Here is an 18,204-nt window from a genome sequence, read left to right as displayed (position 1 = left end):
GAGCTGACTCAATCACATCTGCGTCCCCACGGGAACCCCCGCACCGGCCGTCGTAGACTGACAGCGTCCTCGCACCCGGTGAGGAATGAGAACCCCAGGAGCGTCGATGGCCACCCCCGCAGACCCGTTCACCCCAGGCCAAGCCGAGCGGGTCCGGCGCCTGCGCACCGACTTCTCGCGCATGCTCATGCACCACCAGTTCGCGATCGATGAGATGCTCACGAAGGTCTCGATCCTCCGCGAGGAGTTCCTCCACCTCCACCGCTACAACCCCATCGAGCACATCAGCTCGCGGGTGAAGTCCCCGCGCAGCCTCATCGAGAAGATCACCCGGCGGGGTCTGCCGCTCGAGATCGACGCGATCACGGCGAACATCACCGACATCGCCGGCATCCGCATCACGTGCAGCTTCATCGCCGATACGTACCGCGTGCTCGAGACGCTCACCTCGCAGAACGACGTGCGGATCATCGAGATCAAGGACTACATCGCCCACCCCAAGCCGAACGGGTACAAGAGTCTGCACGCGATCCTCGAGATCCCCGTCTTCCTCTCGGCCGGTCCGGTGCCGATCGTCTGCGAGGTGCAGGTGCGCACGATCGCGATGGACTTCTGGGCGAGCCTCGAGCACAAGATCCACTACAAGTACCAAGGTGACGTGCCCGACCGCCTCGTCGAGGAGCTCACCAGGGCAGCGAACGCCGCCGGGGAACTCGACCGGGAGATGGAGCAGCTCCACGCCGAGGTCCACGACGTCGACAGTCCCGCGGAGGACGACGACTCCGACGGCGAACTCCTCCGCCTCCTCCTCAGACTCACCCGCGACGAGGGGTAAGCCCGCCGAGGCGGCGCTCAGTACCGGGCCGAGAACCCACCGTCGGCGCCGAACAGCTGACCGGAGACCCACCGCCCCTCGGGTGAGAGGAGGAAGGCGACGACGCCGGCGATGTCGCCTGGAGTGCCGAGGCGCCCGAGCGGCTGGTGCGGGCGCAGCGACGACCGCAGCTCCTCGTCCATCCACCCCGTGTCGATGGGACCGGGATTGACGACGTTCGCCGAGATCCCCTTGGGGCCGAGCTCGCGGGCCGCGGAGATGACGATGCGGTCGAGCGCGCCCTTCGACGCCCCGTAGGGGAGGTTGCCCGTGGTGTGGTCACTGGTGAAGGCGACGATCGCCCCGCCGTCATCGGAGACCTGACGGGCGAAGTCGGCGATGAGGAGGAGGCTCGCCCGCGCGTTGACGGCGAGGTGGGCGTCGAAGCTCTCGGCACTCGTGTCGAGGATTCCGGATTCGACGTCGTGGGCGTGGGAGAGGACGAGCGCGTCGATCGTGCCGTGCTCGGCCCTCACCGCCGCGATGAGCTCCTCGGGTCCGGTCGGAGTCGCGAGGTCGCACGCATAGTCGGCATTCTCGAGGTCGCTCGTGACGACGGTCCAGCCGTCGACGCGCAGCCGGGGCACGATGCCGGCGGCGATGCTGTTCTCCCGGGCGGCACCGGTGATGAGGGCAAGGGGCATGTCCTGAGCCTAGCGCCCCCTACTCCCGGTGGGCGACGATGTTGAGGACGTTGCCGTCGGGGGCGCGGACGAAGAAGCGGCGGACTCCCCATTCCTCGTCGGTGAGCGGGTGGACGATCTCATACCCGCGGTCGACCGCCTCGGCGAAGGCGGCGCCGACATCGTCGACCTTGACCGAGACGACGGCATCGACCGGGGACGTCGCATCCTTGGTCACGACCTGGAGGTGCGCGCCGGTCTCCGGGGAGGTGAACCGGGCGACCCAGCCGAGGTTGAACTCCTCCGTCGACAGTCCGAGGTAGTCGGCATAGAACTCCTTGGCACCGTCGATGTCGGGCACCGGCAGATCGGCGATGATGCTGTGGACCTTCATGACTCCCCCTCACCACTGGTCGTGGTCGAAGACCTGGCAGAACACGCTCGTCATCGTGTCGGAGAAGAGGACGAACTGGACTTCGGCGATCGAGTCCCAGCGCCCGCGGGCCCGGCCGTCGACGATGACGGAGGCCGCCGCCTCGGCGACGTCCCGGGGCGACCACCCGTAGACCCCGCCGCCGATCGCGGGGAACGCAATCGTGGTCGCCCCGAGCTCCTCGGCGAGGTTGAGGCTCGACTCGAAGCACGACTCGAGCACCTCGGGGTCGGCCTCCCCGGCATTGCGGTTGGGGCCGACCGTGTGGATGACCCAGCGCGCGGGGAGGTCGCCGGCCCCGGTCGCGACGGCCTGACCGGGAGGCAGTCCCCGCGGATGCGTCGTCCGCCGGATCTCGCGGGCCTCCTCGAGCAGGCTCGGCCCCGCAGCGCGGTGGATCGCCCCGTCGACGCCGCCTCCGCCGAGGAGGCTCGAGTTCGCCGCGTTGACGATCGCGTCGGCGTGGACCGTGGTGATGTCGCCTTCGAGTACCGTGATCCTCATACGGCGAGTCTAGTCAGGGGCTACGCCTTTTGGACGGTGATCGTCCACGAGGCGTCGCCGGTGCGGTCGAAGTGGGTGACCGGGTAGCCGTTCTCGGCTGCCCACTGCGGGATCGCCTCGGTGGCCTGGGTGCAGTCGAAGTTGATGACGAGTTCGTCGCCTGCGCTCAGCTGCCCGATCGCGTCCTTGGCCTCGACGAGAGGGAAGGGGCAGACGAGCCCGTTGGTCTCGAGGATCTGCTTCATGCTGTCCTGCTTTCCGCGGGCACCGGAGCTCCCGCTGTGCTTCGTGGACTGATGGTGGCCTTCGCAGCGATTCCTGCGCCGACGATCATGAAGAACGTCGCCACCCATCCCTGGTATTCGAACTGTGCGGTCGAGACCATCGCGTTGCCGACGGTGCATCCCCCGGCGATCGCCGCGCCGATGCCCATGCCGACTCCGCCGACGATGGCCTTGAGGAGCGTGTCCCGATCGGGCACGCGCACCCGGAACTCCCCGGAGGCCTTCGCCGCGATGAAGGAGCCGACGAGGATGCCGATGACGAGCATGACTCCCCAGTCGACGAGGGTGAGGTCGCCCGTCGCGAAGAACGCGACGAGATTCGCCGATGGAGTCGTGATGCCCAGCCCCGAGTTCTGTCCCGTCGCCGCCGACAGAGGCCACGCGACCGTGGCGATGATGCCGATGACGACCGCTGTCGCGAACGGATTCCAGCGCTTCTCGGTGAGCAGATGCGCCAGCCCCGTCTTCCGCGGAGGCAGAGTCGCCACCGGCGTTCCGAGCTTCCGATTGTGGCGGATCGTCAGCCACACCGCGATACCGGAGAGGACGACGGCGAACACCCACGGACTCAGACCGGTCGTCGCCGGCAGCGACCCGTCGGCGACCGTGATCGACCGCAGCCCGTCGGTCAGCCCGGCCGCAGGACCGGTCTTCATCACGGCGGCGGTGAGGGCGAAGAAGATGAGCGCCATCCAGCTGCCGACGAGGCCCTCACCGACCCGGTAGTAGGTCCCCGTCGCGCAGCCGCCGGCGAGGATCATCGAGAACCCGAAGATCAGCCCGCCGAGGATCGATGCGAGCCACGGGAAGGCCGTCGCCTCCGGGGCGATGATGCCGAGAGAGGTGAGCAGCGCGAGTCCGACCGCATGGACGGCGATGATGACGATGAGGGCGGAGAACCATCGCGTGTTCCCCGTCAAAGTGAGGTCGCGGAACGCGCCGGTGACGCAGAAGCGCCCTCGCTGGAGGACGAAACCGAGGAGCAGACCGACGACGAGTCCGGTGATGATCATGAGTGGTCCTTCTGTGGGAGGCCTCCCGGCACACACCGGGAGGCGGAGACTGTTGAGCATCGCCTCCGCACCGATCGTTCATACAGTCTGGTAACGAGATACGGATTCGATGGACAACGCCCTCCATTGTTGAGCAATCTGCACGACGACGTCAAGGATCTCTTTTCCGTTCAATGGGAACGCCCTCGCGGCAGCGGAGTGGCCCAGAGCACACTGGGATCACCCACACAGGCAAGGAGGCCACGGTGCCAGATCTCCACACCGACGTCGCGATCGTCGGCGCAGGACCCGCGGGGCTCATGCTCGCCCACCTGCTCCACGCCGCGGGCATCGACTCGGTCGTCATCGACAACCGCAGCCGTGACGACATCGCCGCCACCCATCGTGCCGGCATCCTCGAAGCCGCCTCGGTCCGGATGCTCGAGACTCCGGGCATCGACTCCCGTGTCCACTCCGCAGGCCATCGCCACGACGGCATCGACGTCCGCGTCGACGGGATCAGCCACCCTCTCGACTTCCCCTCCCTCGTCGGGGAGTCCGTGTGGCTCTACCCGCAGAACGAGGCCTTCGTCGACCTCGCCGCCGCCCGTGCCCGGACCGGCAGCCCGACCTTCTACTCGGTCACCGACACTCGCCTCGCCGACATCGACTCGACCTCCCCGTCCGTCCGCGCGGTCACCGAGGACGGTGAGCAGCTGAGCATCTCCGCCCGCTATGTCGTCGGCGCCGACGGCTCCCGCAGCCCGTCGCGCGCGTCGATCCCCGAGGCCTCGAGGCAACGCTTCTTCCACGAGTACCCGTTCGCCTGGTTCGGGATCCTCTGCCAGGCCCCGCCGAGCCACGAGGTCCTCATCTACTCCCGCTCGGACCGCGGCTTCGCGCTCATCTCCCAGCGTAGTGCCGACGTCCAGCGCATGTACTTCCAGGCCGACCCGGGAACGGATCCCGACGACTGGTCCGACGACCGCATCTGGACCGAACTCCAGGCCCGAGTCGCAGGCCCCGACGGGTTCGAACTCAAGACAGGACCGATCACGGACAAGGTCGTCCTCCCCTTCCGCTCGGCCGTCACCGAACCGATGCAGCACGGCTCCCTCTTCCTCGCCGGCGACAGCGCCCACACCGTGCCCCCGACCGGGGCGAAGGGACTCAACCTCGCCTTCGCCGACGTCGCCGTCCTCGCCCCCGCGCTGGTCGCGGCGCTGCGCGACTCCGACGCCGAGGCGCTCGCCCGGTACTCGACGACGGCGACGAAGCGGGTGTGGAAGGCGCAGAACTTCTCCTACCAGATGACGCGGATGCTCCACACCGACCCGACCGCGGATGCCTTCGAGACGAAGCGCAGCCTCGGCGAGCTCACCTCCCTGCTCGACTCCGAGCACGGCCGACGCTACCTCGCCGAGTGCTACACCGGATGGCCGCACGGCTGACCAGTTCCCTAAACCACGAGAGACCTGACCACGAGAGAAGAGAGGCCCGATCATGAGTGCGACGAGAGTCCCCGGTCCCGACGATGCCGCGGAGTCGCAGGCGACCCTGAGCGCCGAGATCGATGCGATCGGCACCGAATACCGTGACGCCGTTGCCGGCGGAGCCCCGGCCGAAACGCAGCCGCGACTCGACTACCTGCCCTACCGGTCATCCCTCCTGCGCCACCCGACGAAGGACCTGCGCCACGCCGACCCGGAGACGATCGAACTCCACTCCCCTGCCTTCGGCCACCGCGACATCGGCATCCTCGAATCCGACCTCACCGTCCAGCACGGCGGGGAGCCGATCGGCGAGCGCATCCGCGTAACCGGCAGGGTCCTCGACGGCGACGGCCGCCCCGTGGCCGGTCAGCTCGTCGAGATCTGGCAGGCGAACTCGGCGGGACGCTACATCCACAAGCGCGACCAGCATCCGGCACCGATCGACCCGAACTTCACCGGTGTCGGCCGCACGCTCACCGGCCCCGACGGGTCGTACTCGTTCCTCACGATCAAGCCGGGCCCCTACCCGTGGAAGAACCACCACAATGCGTGGCGGCCGGCCCACATCCACTTCTCGCTCTTCGGCTCGGAGTTCACGCAGCGGATGGTCACGCAGATGTACTTCCCGGGTGACCCGCTCTTCGCCCTCGATCCGATCTATCAGTCGATCACCGACGAGAAGGCCCGGCAGCGCCTCATCGCGACCTACGACCACGACCTCACCGAACACGAGTACCTCATGGGCTACCAGTGGGACATCGTGCTCACCGGGTCGAACCGCACCTGGATGGAAGAGGAAGACCATGACTGAGCAGACGCGCCTCACCCCCACCCCCGGCCAGACCGTCGGGCCCTTCTACGGCTACGCCCTGCCCTACCCCGGCGACCGAGAACTCGTCCCGCCGGGTTCCAGCCGGGCCGTGGAGCTCCACGGCGTCGTCTACGACGGGGCCGGAGACCCCGTGCCCGACGCGATCCTCGAGATCTGGCAGCCTGACGAGACCGGGACCGTCGTGCTCAGGACCGGGTCCCTGCGCCGCGACGAGTTCACCTTCACCGGCTTCGGCCGGTGTGCGGCCGAGCCCGAAGGACGCTTCAGCTTCTCGACCGTCGAACCCGGCCCCACCGAGGCGGGACGGGCCCGGTTCATCAGCGTCGTCGTCTTCGCCCGGGGCCTGCTCAACCGGCTCTTCACCCGCGTCTACCTCCCCGAGGACACCGAGGCGCACGCGACCGATCCGCTCCTCAGCTCACTGGAGTCTGCGGAGCGGCAGCGTCTCATCGCCGTCCGGGAGGCTGACGGATCCCTCCGTTTCGACATACGGTTGCAGGGTGAGGACGAGACCCCGTTCCTCCGCTTCCCCAGCCACGACGACTGAGGCAGCACCGAGCATCGACGAGGGAGACCGCATGAGCGACCCGGTGGCCCACACCCGCCTCCTCTTCGCCCCCGGCGACCTCCGGGGGGCTGAGAGCATCGACGACGCGGCACTCATCACGGCCATCGGCGACGTCGAGGCGGCATGGGTGAACGCGCAGTCGGCCGCCGGCCTCATCTCCGCCGACCAGCGGACCGAGGTGGTCGAGGCCATCGAGGCGAGCGCGTGGTCGCTGGCAGCCGATTCGGGCGCACTGGAAACCCTCGCCGCCGACGCCGAGGCCGGCGGCAACCCCGTCATCCCGTTCCTCACCGCAGTCCGCTCCCGCCTCGTCCCCGCGACCGGTCGCATCGTCCATCGGGGGCTGACGAGCCAGGACGTCATCGACTCCGCCCTCGGTGTCCTCGTCTCCCGAGCCGTCCGGCAGACGCAGGCCGCGCTCGAGGGGATCACCGCCCGCCTCGTCGCGCTCTCCGACACCTACGCCGAGACCCTCTGCCTCGCCCGGACGCTCACCCAGCCGGCCCTGCCGACGACCTTCGGGCTGCGGGTCGCGACATGGGCGGCCGAGATCGACGAAGTCAGGCGGCTGACGCCTGTCATCGACTACGTCCAGGTTGGAGGCGCGGCGGGGACCCGGGCGGCGATCCGGGAGTTCGCCGGGGAGCGCACCGAGGTCCTCCTCCGGGAGTTCCAGGTCCAGCTGCGCGGACCCGATGCTGCCCTGGCCGCGGTGCCGGTGCCGTGGCACACCGACCGGGTCCGCGTGCTGACGTGGGGGACCCACTTCACGCAGTGCGTGACCGTCGGCGCCTCGATCGCCCGCGACGTCCTCATCGGCACCCGCCCCGAGGTCGGGGAGCTGCGCCTGGCGGCGACCGGCGGATCCTCGGCGATGCCGCAGAAGACCAACCCCACCTCGGCGGTCCTCCTCCACCGCAACGGGATGCGCGTGCCCGGCGCGATGGCGACCCTGGTGACGACGGCCGCCGAGGCGGTCGAGGAGCGCTCCGACGGAGCCTGGCACGCCGAATGGCCGACACTGGCCGAGCTCATGACGCTCGCCCTGTCCTCGCTCACCCTCCTCGAGGAGACGGTGGCCGGGCTGAGCGCGGACGCGGCGCGGATGCGGACCAACCTCGACGCCGCAAGTCCCGGCATCTTCGCGGAGAAGGTGACGACCGTCTTCGGCGACCGCCTGTCGAAGGCCCAGGTCGCGGAGATCACCACCCCGGGTGGTGACCCGGAGCAGCGACTGCGAGACGCTCTCGCGCAGTCGTCCGGGTCGTCGGACGACCCGACCCCACCGGATGTCGAGGGATTCTTCGCCCCGGAGAACTGCCTCGGCGAGGCCGAGGACATCCGGCGGACGATCATCGCGGCGATCGCCGAGCGCGACCCCCGACCTGATCAGCACTGACCCGACCAGCTCTCACCCGACCAGCACTGACCTGACGAAAGCGACCACCGTGGAACTCACCGCCTCTGTCCTCACCGCCCCGACGACCCCCGCCGCCTCGGTGCTCGTCGTCCTCCCCTCCCTCGGCACCTCCGTGGGCGCGCTGTGGCAGACGGCGGCCGAGGAGTTCGCACGGCTCACCCCGGACACCGCCGTCGTCGGCATCGACCTGCCCGGCCACGGCCGCTCCCCCGCTCCCGACGTCCCCGCGGGGACCGTCCGCGCGGAGGTGCCGACGGTGACGATGACCGACCTCGCCGAGGCGGTGCTCGCAACCCTCGACCGCGTCCTGCCCGACGTCGCCGCCCCCGAGGCTCGCGTCTCGCTCGCCGGGGATTCGATCGGCGGGGCCCTCTCCCTCCAGCTCGCCCTCGACCACCCGACGCGCTTCGAGCGTGTCGCGGCGTTCTGCACCGGGGCGAAGATCGGCGAACGCGAGGGCTGGGAGGAGCGAGCGGAGACCGTCGCGATCTCGGGCACCCCGACCCAGGTCATCGGCTCGGCCGAGCGCTGGTTCGCTCCCGGGTTCATGGAGCGTGAGCCGGAGGCCTCGGCCGCACTCCTCCACTCCCTCCAGGACGCCGACCGGTTCTCCTACGCCGCCCTGTGCTTCACCCTCGCCGACTTCGACATCCGCGATTGGCTGGCGGAGATCGCTCTCCCCGTCCTCGCCGTCGCCGGATCCGAGGACAAGCCGACGCCGCCGCCGAAGCTCGCCGAGATCGCCTCGGGCGTGCGCGAGTCCCATCTCGAGGTCATCGAAGGCGCAGCCCACCTCGTGCCCATCGAGGCGCCCGCGCTCACCGCGACGCTGCTCGCCGACTTCCTCTCAGGCCGGTTCTCCGATGCGGCGTCGGTCGGCGGCGAGGCGGACGATGCGGCGGGACTGCCGACCGAGTCGGGCCCCCGCGATGCCGACCGAGACGAGGTGTGGGCCGCGGGCATGCGGGTGCGCCGCGAGGTCCTCTCCGACACCCGCGTCGACCGTGCGAACGCGGCGGTCACCGACTTCACCGCCGACTTCCAGGACCTCATCACCCGCTTCGCGTGGGGAGAGATCTGGACCCGGCCGGGACTCGACCGCCGGATGCGCTCGGCGATCACGCTCACCGCGATGGTCGCCGGCGGCCACGAGGCCGAGCTGAAGATGCACGTCAAAGCCGCCCTGCGCAACGGGCTCAGCCGTGACGAGATCAAGGAGGTCCTCCTCCAGTCGGCAATCTACTGCTCCGTGCCCGCTGCCAACACCGCCTTCGCCGTCGCCTCCGAGGCGCTGGCCGAAGTCGACGCCGAGGGACTCGACTGAGGACTCAGGCGGTCCGGTCGCCGGTGGCTGGGTCGCTGTCCTCGGCGACGTCCTTCTCATCGTTCGCCGCGACCTCCCGGTACTGGGTCGAGAGCATCCGGTAGGCGCGGGTGCCGAAGGCCGCGAGAGCGAGGAGGATCGAGATCACTCCCGACCACACGAAGACGAGCGCGATCCCGCGGACCTCTCCGGTTCCGAGCAGCCAGCCCCAGCGGTCCTCACCTGCGGGTGAGTCCATGTAGGGGATGATCCAGAACTCCGCGAGCGGGGCGATGAGGAATGCGGTGATCGGGGCTGCCGCGGCCTCGAAGGTCATTGCGAAGCCGAACACCCTCCCCTGCTGGCGGTAGGGCACGACCCGCTGGATGACGGTCTGTTCGGCGGCTTCGACGGCGGGCAGGACGATGAAGAACCCGAGCATGCCCAGCCCGTAGAGCAGCCACGCCTCCCGGATCGCGAAGACCGCTCCGAGGGCGCCGATGAGGCAGCAGAGCAGAAGCATGGTGCGGATCGGGTTGCGCCCGAGCCCGAACTTCGCGACCAGGGCGCCGCCGACCATGAAGCCCGTCGAGACGACCGCGAGCGCGATGCCCCAGGTCTGGACGGTGCCGAAGACCTCGATGCCGTAGGGGTCCATGAGCGCCATGTAGACGCCACCGACGAGGTTGTTCAGCGTCGTGAAGAGGACGAGAGCGAAGAGCCCAGGAGCGGCGAGAACCGCAGTCAGTCCGCCGCGGATGTCGATCCAGCCGGGCTGTCCCTCGGCGGGGACGATGACCGGTTCGGGGATCCGGAGGGTGAGCAGGTGGGCAAGCGAGAGCCCGATGCACACGACGGCGATGAGGATCGACCAGCCCATCCCGAGGTACCCGATCGCCAGCCCGCTGAACACCGAGGTGACGAGGAAGCCGAGACCCTGGACGGTGCCGACGAGGCCGTTCGCGTTGGCCCGCCTCGGCCCGGGCACGAGCAGGGACACGGTCGTCGACAGGGCGATGCCGCGCAGCTGTTCGACGACGGCGCCGGCGAGCATGACGAGGCTGAAGACCCAGAACCACGGCCCGGCCACGTCGAGGAGGACGGCGTCGGGCACGGAGAGGTAGATGAGCCCGGTGAGCGCGAAGAGGACGAGGGTGCCCGCGGTCGCGGTGACCATGACCCGGCGTTTGCGGAATCGGTCGACGACGGTGCCGAAGAACATCGAGAAGACGGCGACGAGGAGCATGTACGCCCCTCCGATGACGCCGGTGGCGAGCACCGAGCGGGTCTCGACATAGACCCAGAAGGTGAGCGCGAACCAGAGGAAGCTCGTCGTCACGTTCGCGATCGCCGTGTTGACGAGGACATGGAGGAACGTCCGCTGCCCGCCCGGCGGCGGTTCGGGGTCCGCGGCGTGCGGATCCGCGGCAACGCTCTCGCCCATGGCACACTCCTCTCGAGACTGCCTCGACTGCTGCGACCACCCTCAGCGTAGACCCGACCGCTGACACGGCAGCCCGGTGCACTGACACAGCGGCGCCTGTTCGACCGCTCACATTGTGACGACCGGGACTTCCCGCGCCGAGCCCTGGCCACTAGGCTGGTCCGGTTGCGGCGAGCGCCCCTGCCGCCCACGACCTCACCCGCACCCCAGTCCAGAGGACAGCCATGAGCGATGCCCCTGTGCCCCGCAGCACGTACAAGTTCGCCGTCTTCGCGCTCGCGATCGGCGCCTTCGGCATCGGCGTCACCGAGTTCGCGACGATGGGTCTGCTGCCGCACATCGCCGCGGAACTCGACATCACCGTCCCCGAGGCGGGACACGCCGTCTCGCTCTACGCCCTCGGCGTCGTCGTCGGGGCACCGCTCATCACGACGATCGCCGCCCACATGGACCGCAAGGTGCTCCTGCTCTGCCTCATGGGTCTCTTCGCTCTCGGCAACATCGCCTCGATGCTCGCGCCGAACCCAGCGACGTTCAACATCGCGCGTTTCGTCAGCGGCCTGCCCCACGGCGCCTATCTCGGCATCGGTGCGATCGTCGCCGCCTCTCTCGTGCCACTCAATCGACGTGGACGGGCGATGGCCCGCGTCATGCTCGGCCTGACGATCGCGAACATCGTCGGCGTCCCCGTCGCCGCGGCGCTCGGCAACGCCTTCGGCTGGCGCAGCGCCTACGCCCTCGTCGCCGCCCTCGGCGTGCTCACCGTCATCATGGTCGCCATCGCCGTGCCGAAGGTGAGGCTGAGCCAGGCGCCGTCTGCCCGCGGGGAGATGAAGGCCCTGGCGAGGCCGCAGATCATCCTCACCCTCGTCGCCGGATCTGTCGGCTTCGGCGGCATGTTCGCCGTCTACACCTACATCACCCCGACGATGACCGAGGTCGCCCACGTCCCCGGCACCGCGATCCCCTGGGTGCTCGCCGTCTACGGCCTCGGGATGACCGCGGGCTCCCTCATCGCCGGGCCACTCGTCGACAAGTCGATCGAGCGCTCCGGGGTCGCCGGCATGGTCCTCTCGGCGATCGTGCTCTCGATCTTCGGTGCGTTCACGCAGATCGCGGCGATCGCGATCGTCGCCCTCTTCTTCATCGGCATCGCCGGTTCGATGATCACCACTGCCCTGCAGATGCGACTGCTCCGCGACTCGACCGATGCCCCGAGCCTGGCGGCGGCGATGAACCATGCCGCGTTCAACCTCGCCAACGCCCTCGGCGCGTGGCTCGGCGGCATCGTCATCACCGCGGGCCTCGGCTACCGGGCGCCGGCCTGGGTGGGGGTCGGGCTCTGCCTCGCCGGACTCATCGTCCTCGGAATCGCGATCGCCCTCCGCCGAGGCGGCCCGCACACCTCCCACCGGACGAAGCTCGACGTCTGAGGCGGACCCGGACCCCCGCCTCGGCGAGGGAAGGACGAGCATCTCGGCGAGGGAAGGATTCTGACCCGAAATACTCGGACATCAGAACAATCTCACAGTCCGGGACATCTCATGTGCACTCCCTGAGACAGGCGTACTGTCAGTCCGTCCGACACGAGCACCACCGCCCGTGCCTTCCTCTCATCACCACCGCGGAGCACACGAGAACATGTCCACTGAAACACAGCCCGGCGCGGAGTCGGCAGCGGAGTCCGACCGGATCGCTGCGACCCGGAAGAACAACACCCGAGGCAAGGTCCTCTCGGCCTCGATGGTCGGCACGACGATCGAGTTCTTCGACTTCTACGCGTACGCGACCGCGTCGTCGCTCGTCTTCCCCGCCCTCTTCTTCCCCAATCAGACGTCGACGACGCAGATGCTCAGCTCGTTCGCGATCTTCGGCGTCGCCTTCGTCGCCCGCCCCGTCGGGTCGATCATCTTCGGCCACTTCGGCGACCGGGTGGGGCGGAAGAAGACGCTCATCGCATCCCTGCTCATCATGGGCATCGGCACGTTCCTCATCGGCCTCCTGCCCACGGCCTCGACGCCGGGCTGGGTCGTCCTCGCCCCGCTCTTCCTCGTCCTTCTGCGCTTCAGCCAGGGTGTCGGCCTCGGCGGCGAATGGTCGGGTGCAGCACTCCTCGCCACGGAGAACGCCCCTCCGGGCAAGCGCGCGATCTGGGGGACATTCCCGCAGCTCGGAGCCCCCGTCGGCTTCATCCTCGCGAACCTCCTCTTCGTCGGGCTGAGCACGTGGATCTCACCCGAGGCGTTCCTGTCGTGGGGTTGGCGCATCCCGTTCCTGCTCTCCGCCCTCCTCGTCGCCGTCGGCCTCTATGTCCGCCTCACCCTCATGGAGACCCCGGCGTTCCAGCTCGTCGAGGCGCGCCAGCAGATCTCGCGCGCCCCGATCGGCCGCGTCTTCACCGGCAGCTGGCTGCCGCTGCTGCTCGGCACGTTCATCATGCTCGCGACCTACGTCATCTTCTACTTCATGACCGCGTTCACGCTCACGTACGGCACCTCGCCCGCGACCGTGGGTCAGGCAGAGGCAGCCGCCGAGGCGGCCGGGAAGCCCTTCGATCCCGCGGGCTTCGTCGCGGGGCTGGGGTATGCGAAGAACGAGTTCCTCACCTATCTCATCATCGGCGTCGTGTTCTTCGGCATCTTCACCGTCGTCTCCGGTCCGCTCGCCGAGCGGCTCGGACGCCGGAAGATGCTCATGGGGGTCACCGTCCTCATCGCCGCCTACGGGTTGAGCGTGAATGCGCTCTTCAACGCCGGCACCGTCGGCGTCGTCGCCGCCCTCATCATCGGCTTCACCCTCATGGGCCTGACCTTCGGACCGATGGCCGCATACCTGCCCGAACTCTTCCCCGCCAACGTCCGCTACACGGGCTCGGCGGTGAGCTACAACATGGCCGGTGTCATCGGTGCCGGGCCCGCGCCGTTCGCGATGGTCGCCCTCTGGCAGGCCGAGGGCGGAACGATCCTCTGGTGCGGCCTCTACATCGTCGGTGCCGCGATCCTCACCCTCGTCGCGCTCTATTTTGCGAAGGAGACCGCGGACCTCGACATCGAGGCCGAACTGAGCTGAGCCGGGCTGGGACCCGGCAAGGATACGATTCGGCAACGACCACCTCGGCGAGGGCCGGGGAAACATGGGTGTGACACAGGACACGGTACGATTCTTCACAGATGCCGCCCAGGTTTGAGAGTCTGGGCGGCGCACACCCGCGTGACGCCGACGTCACGGATGATCTGGGAGGATCCATGAAACGACGCTTGACCATGGCCGCCGTGGCCGCCGGTGCCCTCTTCGCGCTCTCCGCCTGCGGCGGGGGCGGCTCGGGGTCGGATGCGGGGCCGACGGCTGAGGGCGGAGTCCCCGTCGTCAGCGAAGGACAGCTCACCGTCTGCTCCGACATCCCCTACGAACCGTTCGAGTTCGTCGAGAACGGGGAGAACGTCGGCTTCGACATCGACCTCGCGCAGGGCCTCGCCGACGACCTCGGTGTCGAGCTCAACGTCATCACCACGGCCTTCGAGGCCATCCAGTCCGGCTCCGCACTCGACACCTCACAGTGCGACATCGCGATCTCCGGCATGTCGATCACGGAGGACCGGAAGACGAAGATGGACTTCTCGGCCCCCTATCTCAAGGACAACCTCGGGCTCATGGCGACGAAGGAGTCCGGCATCAAGGGCATCGCCGACGTCAAGGGCAAGGAGGTCGGCGTCCAGCAGGCGACGACGGGTGAGACGTACGCGAAGGACAACGGCGCGACCCCCGTCCAGTTCGAGGACTCGGGACTGATGACCCAGGCGATCCAGACCGGGCAGGTCGACTCGGTCATCGGCAACATCTCGATCATCTCGACGGCGGTCGCCGCCGATGACAAGCTCGTCTTCGTCGAGGAGTTCGACACGGGAGAGGTCCTCGGGGCCGCCGTGAAGAAGGGCAACAAGCCGATGCTCGACGCGTTCGAGAACACGATGCAGCGCCTGTACGAGGACGGGTCCTACGATCAGTCGGTCGACAAGTGGTTCGGCGATGTCGCCGACGCGGCCCGGATTCCGGAAGCCGACCGCGGAGCCTCACAGGGCTGATGCACCCACCTGGGGTCCGACCGGCGATCGTTCGCCGCTCGGACCCCAGCCGTGTGCGGACCACCAGCGTCGCCCGACGCACCCGACCCGCCTTCGGCTCGAGCCCTGACCGATCTCAGGCCGAGCCCTGATCCTTGGAGACACCTTGGCTCTCAGCGTGCGCCAGCGCGAACGGACATCGCGCGGCATCCAATACGCCATCCTCATCATCGCCGTCCTCGCCGCGGCGTTCTTCGCCGACTGGCAGACGATCTACCTCAAATTCTTCAACCCCGAGGTCATCGCCGCGCAGTTCCCCGCGGTCATCACCACGGCACTGGTCAACACCCTCATCTACACCGCGCTCGGGTTCGTCCTCGCGCTCTCGCTCGGCATCCTGCTCGCGCTCATGAAGATCTCCTCGGTCGCCCCGTACCGGTGGATCGCGACAGCCTACATCGAGCTCTTCCGCGGCGTTCCCGCCCTCCTCGTCTTCCTCGCCTTCGGCTACGCGGTGCCCTACGCGTTCGGCATCCGCATGGACACGTACGTCACGGTCATGCTCGCGCTCGGCATCGTCGAGTCCGCCTACATCGCCGAGACGATCCGCGCCGGACTCCAGGCGGTGCCGAAAGGTCAGTACGAGGCCGCCCGATCACTGGGCATGTCGCATACGAGGGCGATGGTCACGATCGTCATCCCGCAGGCGTTCCGGATCATCCTGCCGCCGCTGACGAACGAGATCATCCTCATGACGAAGGACTCCTCGCTCATCTACATCCTCGGGCTCACCGCGTCGCAGTACGAACTGACGAAGTTCGGCCGGGAGGCGATCTCGAATCCCGAGGCGGGCCTCACCCCGCTCGTCGTCGCCGGCGTCTGCTACCTCGTCATCACCGTTCCGCTCGGGCTGCTGGCCAGACGGTTCGAATCCCGCACCGCGAAGATCAAGAAGTAGGTGGACATGTCGACCACATCGAATCCGGCAGAGAACATCCATGCCGAGGGCTGCACGATCACCGGCCTCCACAAGTCCTACGGCGACGTCGAGGTGCTCAAGGGCATCGACCTCGAGGTCGAGCCCGGACAGGTGGTCTGCCTCATCGGCCCCTCAGGGTCGGGCAAGTCGACGCTGCTGCGCTGCGTCAACCTCCTCGAACAGCCCAATGCGGGCACGATCACCGTCGCCGGCTACGACGCGACGGACCCCGACGTCGAGATCAACAGCCTCCGCCGCCACGTCGGCATGGTCTTCCAGGCGTTCAACCTCTTCCCCCACCTCACCGTTGTGGACAACTGCACGATCTCGCAGCGCCGAGTGCTGCGGCGCGGCAAGGCGGAGGCGGAGAAGGTGGCGCGTGAGAAGCTCACGCAGGTCGGTCTCGCCGAACTCGCCGACCGCTACCCCGACCAGCTCTCCGGCGGTCAGCAGCAGCGCGTCGCGATCGCCCGAGCGCTCGCAATGGACCCGAACCTCATGCTCTTCGACGAGCCCACCTCAGCGCTTGATCCGGAGACCGTGGGCGATGTCCTCCTCGTCATGCGCAGTCTCGCCGAGGCGGGGATGACGATGGTCGTCGTCACCCACGAGATGGAGTTCGCCCGGCAGGTCGCCGACCGCGTCGTCTTCATGGACGGCGGCGTCGTCGTCGAGGAGGGTCCCGCGCGCGAGGTCATCGGCAACCCCCAGCACGAGCGCACGAAGCACTTCCTCTCCCGGGTCCTCCACCCGGGGCAGCTCGAGTGAGACGTCGGAGTCGCCGAGCGGACCTGTTGCGGGCGAGGGGACCAGCCCGGAGCGGTCCCCTCGCCCCGACGCAGTCCGCTCAAGGGACGCTGTGACCACGTGGGAGGCCACGGAGCCGGGCGTCCTCGAGCTGCCGTCAGGTCGCCTGGTGCGCGGGCGCTCGCTCGCACACTCTGGTGACGTCGGAGGCTCAGGCGGCTCAGGGCCGGCGGACTTCGAGCTCATCCTGCTCGGCTCGCGCCGGGAGTTCGAGGCGAGGGCGAGTGGAGTGGTCGGCGGTACGGTGGCCGGAGGTCGAGCGTTGACGGAGCACCGCTGGGTGAGGTGGCCTGACTTCCGCCTGCCGCACGATTCTGGAAACGCCGCTGCCGCTTTCACCGAGGCGTGGACCCGGTCGCAGTCCGAGCGCGTCGGCGTCGCGTGCCTCGGCGGCCGCGGTCGGACAGGCACTGCGCTGGCATGCATCGCCATCCTCGACGGGGTCCCGCCTGCCGAGGCGGTCGCCTTCGTCCGTGAGCACTACGACCCCCGCGCGGTCGAGACGCCGTGGCAGCGCCGCTACATCGAGCGCTTCAGCCCCGAGAGCAGCGGCTGAGCATCGAGACCGCCAGTTAACGCCGAGACCGACGCTTAGAAGTGTCGGTCTCGGCGCTAAGTGGCGGTCTCGATGAGGCGAGCGCGTCGAGCTCGGCCTTGATCTGCCGGAACGGCTGGGCGCGGAAGAGGTCCCCCCACACGAGGTTGAACACGCGCAGCCCGGAGTTGAGCAGCTTCATGTGCCGTTCATGGTTCTTCGCACTCGCCTGATCAGGGCCGCCCTCGTTGAGGAAGTACTTGCCGAGTCCGTGGAACTCGACGGCGAGCGGCAAAGACTCGTGTCGGAAGTCGTTGCGGGCGATCCAGGAGCCGTTGGCATCGTACGAGCCGACCTGCGGAACCATGCCGGTGATCCCGAAGCGGTGGAACTTCACGGCGCACAATGCCTCACCTGCAGACTCGTACAAGGGACTCGCGAGCTCGACTGCCCTCCGTGCAACCGCGCAGCCACGCGTGCGCGGCCGGATCCCGTTCTGAAGGGAGCTCTTGTCGATTCTCCCTTCGCGCAGAGCCTGAGAGATCAGAGGCACCGATGTCTCCAGCGGATAGTCGTGAGCGATGTCGAGCAGCGTGCGTCGCATAGCCGTCACCGGCAGATCCCCGACACGGTCCTTCTCGTCATCCCGCAGTGTCCGCTGGTGGCAGATGCACCTGGTCGTGACCCGGTGGAAGTTGGGTCGAATGATCTCCATTGCGCTCGCTGCCGGGAAGGCGGGATCGAGCCCGTGGATGATGGCAGCGGAGATGTGCGAGAAGACGGCATCGGGAAGGAGCTCCCCTGCGTATGAGCGCACGAGGATCTTCAGCTGCTCAGTGTTGTCGCGGATGTCATCGAACTGCTGGGGATAGGGCCGGCCGGTCTCCACGTGGAGGTCATGGAGCACAGCGTGCTCATCATTCGCGCACTCCTCCCACAGCACGAAGTGGCCTCGTCTCACCTGTTTCGCACAGCAGTCCAGGAGTTCGCGCAGACGGGAGTCGGAGAACCCGAGATCCCGCAGTTCTTTCGAACTGAAGACCGTGACCATA

Annotated in this window: 19 protein-coding genes; 12 read left to right on the top strand and 7 right to left on the bottom strand. The window is 68.4% G+C overall.

The genetic code is table 11. The annotated features are described in order from the left end of the window. The first annotated feature begins 106 nt into the window (after positions 1-106). Positions 107-835, top strand: a complete 729-nt coding sequence (locus AC0VYB_RS02875) for a GTP pyrophosphokinase (RefSeq protein ID WP_101624167.1) — start codon at positions 107-109, stop codon at positions 833-835. A gap of 17 nt (positions 836-852) precedes the next feature. Here AC0VYB_RS02875 and AC0VYB_RS02870 read toward each other — a convergent pair whose 3' ends face one another. Genes AC0VYB_RS02870 through AC0VYB_RS02850 form a run of 5 tightly spaced genes read right to left on the bottom strand, consistent with a single transcriptional unit; the run spans position 853 to position 3,731 of the window. Then, positions 853-1,518: an SDR family oxidoreductase gene (locus tag AC0VYB_RS02870; RefSeq protein ID WP_101624168.1), complete on the bottom strand. Its 666-nt coding sequence runs from the start codon at positions 1,516-1,518 to the stop codon at positions 853-855. Between the two features lie 19 nt (positions 1,519-1,537). Next, entirely contained in the window at positions 1,538-1,891 is a 354-nt protein-coding gene (locus AC0VYB_RS02865; protein ID WP_009377722.1) for a VOC family protein, read from the bottom strand. A gap of 9 nt (positions 1,892-1,900) precedes the next feature. Next, positions 1,901-2,434 carry an O-acetyl-ADP-ribose deacetylase gene (locus tag AC0VYB_RS02860; protein ID WP_009377720.1) on the bottom strand — a complete coding sequence of 178 codons (534 nt, stop codon included), beginning with the start codon at positions 2,432-2,434 and terminating at the stop codon, positions 1,901-1,903. A 20-nt stretch (positions 2,435-2,454) separates the two neighbouring features. Next, positions 2,455-2,679, bottom strand: coding sequence for a sulfurtransferase TusA family protein (locus AC0VYB_RS02855; protein ID WP_009377718.1), 225 nt, complete (start codon positions 2,677-2,679; stop codon positions 2,455-2,457). Next, on the bottom strand, positions 2,676-3,731 hold the full coding sequence (locus tag AC0VYB_RS02850; RefSeq protein ID WP_009377717.1) for a YeeE/YedE family protein: 1,056 nt from the start codon (positions 3,729-3,731) through the stop codon (positions 2,676-2,678). Before AC0VYB_RS02850 ends, AC0VYB_RS02855 begins: the two co-directional genes overlap by 4 nt. A gap of 245 nt (positions 3,732-3,976) precedes the next feature. Between AC0VYB_RS02850 and AC0VYB_RS02845 the strand changes: the two genes are divergently transcribed. The 5 genes from AC0VYB_RS02845 to pcaDC are packed head-to-tail and all read left to right on the top strand — an operon-like array spanning position 3,977 to position 9,347. After that, positions 3,977-5,161, top strand: coding sequence for a 4-hydroxybenzoate 3-monooxygenase (locus tag AC0VYB_RS02845; protein WP_009377715.1), 1,185 nt, complete (start codon positions 3,977-3,979; stop codon positions 5,159-5,161). A gap of 52 nt (positions 5,162-5,213) precedes the next feature. Next, the gene (pcaH, locus tag AC0VYB_RS02840) at positions 5,214-6,014 is read left to right on the top strand and encodes a protocatechuate 3,4-dioxygenase subunit beta (RefSeq protein ID WP_101624170.1); all 801 of its coding nucleotides are present in this window, start codon (positions 5,214-5,216) and stop codon (positions 6,012-6,014) included. Beyond that, the gene (gene pcaG, locus AC0VYB_RS02835; RefSeq protein WP_101624171.1) at positions 6,007-6,582 is read left to right on the top strand and encodes a protocatechuate 3,4-dioxygenase subunit alpha; all 576 of its coding nucleotides are present in this window, start codon (positions 6,007-6,009) and stop codon (positions 6,580-6,582) included. The genes pcaH and pcaG overlap by 8 nt, the downstream gene beginning before the upstream one ends. Before the next feature lie 31 nt (positions 6,583-6,613). Continuing rightward, positions 6,614-8,002 (top strand): lyase family protein, encoded by a 1,389-nt coding sequence (locus tag AC0VYB_RS02830; RefSeq protein ID WP_101624172.1) that lies wholly within the window; start codon positions 6,614-6,616, stop codon positions 8,000-8,002. Between the two features lie 49 nt (positions 8,003-8,051). Further along, entirely contained in the window at positions 8,052-9,347 is a 1,296-nt protein-coding gene (pcaDC, locus tag AC0VYB_RS02825; protein ID WP_101624173.1) for a bifunctional 3-oxoadipate enol-lactonase/4-carboxymuconolactone decarboxylase PcaDC, read from the top strand. A gap of 4 nt (positions 9,348-9,351) precedes the next feature. Here the strand turns inward: pcaDC and AC0VYB_RS02820 are convergent, their stop codons facing one another. Continuing rightward, positions 9,352-10,770, bottom strand: a complete 1,419-nt coding sequence (locus tag AC0VYB_RS02820) for an MFS transporter (protein WP_101624174.1) — start codon at positions 10,768-10,770, stop codon at positions 9,352-9,354. A gap of 224 nt (positions 10,771-10,994) precedes the next feature. On the opposite strand from AC0VYB_RS02820, the gene AC0VYB_RS02815 reads away from it, so the two are divergent. The 6 genes from AC0VYB_RS02815 (at position 10,995) to AC0VYB_RS02790 (ending at position 17,173) form a co-directional block, all read left to right on the top strand. Beyond that, complete coding sequence (locus AC0VYB_RS02815) at positions 10,995-12,203, top strand: MFS transporter (RefSeq protein WP_193338815.1); 1,209 nt, start codon at positions 10,995-10,997, stop codon at positions 12,201-12,203. A 208-nt stretch (positions 12,204-12,411) separates the two neighbouring features. Further along, entirely contained in the window at positions 12,412-13,839 is a 1,428-nt protein-coding gene (locus AC0VYB_RS02810) for an MFS transporter (RefSeq protein WP_009377701.1), read from the top strand. 176 nt (positions 13,840-14,015) lie between these two features. Beyond that, positions 14,016-14,852, top strand: coding sequence for an ABC transporter substrate-binding protein (locus AC0VYB_RS02805; RefSeq protein ID WP_095376138.1), 837 nt, complete (start codon positions 14,016-14,018; stop codon positions 14,850-14,852). Between the two features lie 145 nt (positions 14,853-14,997). Further along, entirely contained in the window at positions 14,998-15,789 is a 792-nt protein-coding gene (locus AC0VYB_RS02800; RefSeq protein ID WP_095376139.1) for an amino acid ABC transporter permease, read from the top strand. 6 nt (positions 15,790-15,795) lie between these two features. Beyond that, entirely contained in the window at positions 15,796-16,578 is a 783-nt protein-coding gene (locus tag AC0VYB_RS02795) for an amino acid ABC transporter ATP-binding protein (protein ID WP_063249988.1), read from the top strand. Positions 16,579-16,669: 91 nt separating this feature from the next. Further along, complete coding sequence (locus AC0VYB_RS02790; RefSeq protein WP_063249971.1) at positions 16,670-17,173, top strand: protein-tyrosine phosphatase family protein; 504 nt, start codon at positions 16,670-16,672, stop codon at positions 17,171-17,173. 16 nt (positions 17,174-17,189) lie between these two features. On the opposite strand, the gene AC0VYB_RS02785 is transcribed toward AC0VYB_RS02790, so the two are convergent. After that, on the bottom strand, positions 17,190-18,059 hold the full coding sequence (locus tag AC0VYB_RS02785; protein ID WP_278372444.1) for a hypothetical protein: 870 nt from the start codon (positions 18,057-18,059) through the stop codon (positions 17,190-17,192). Between the last annotated feature and the right edge of the window lie 145 nt (positions 18,060-18,204).

It is taken from the genome of Brevibacterium sp. Z349TD_9, assembly GCF_056173565.1.
Note: the sequence above shows the minus strand (reverse complement) of the source record. Positions and strands in the feature narration are given on the sequence as shown.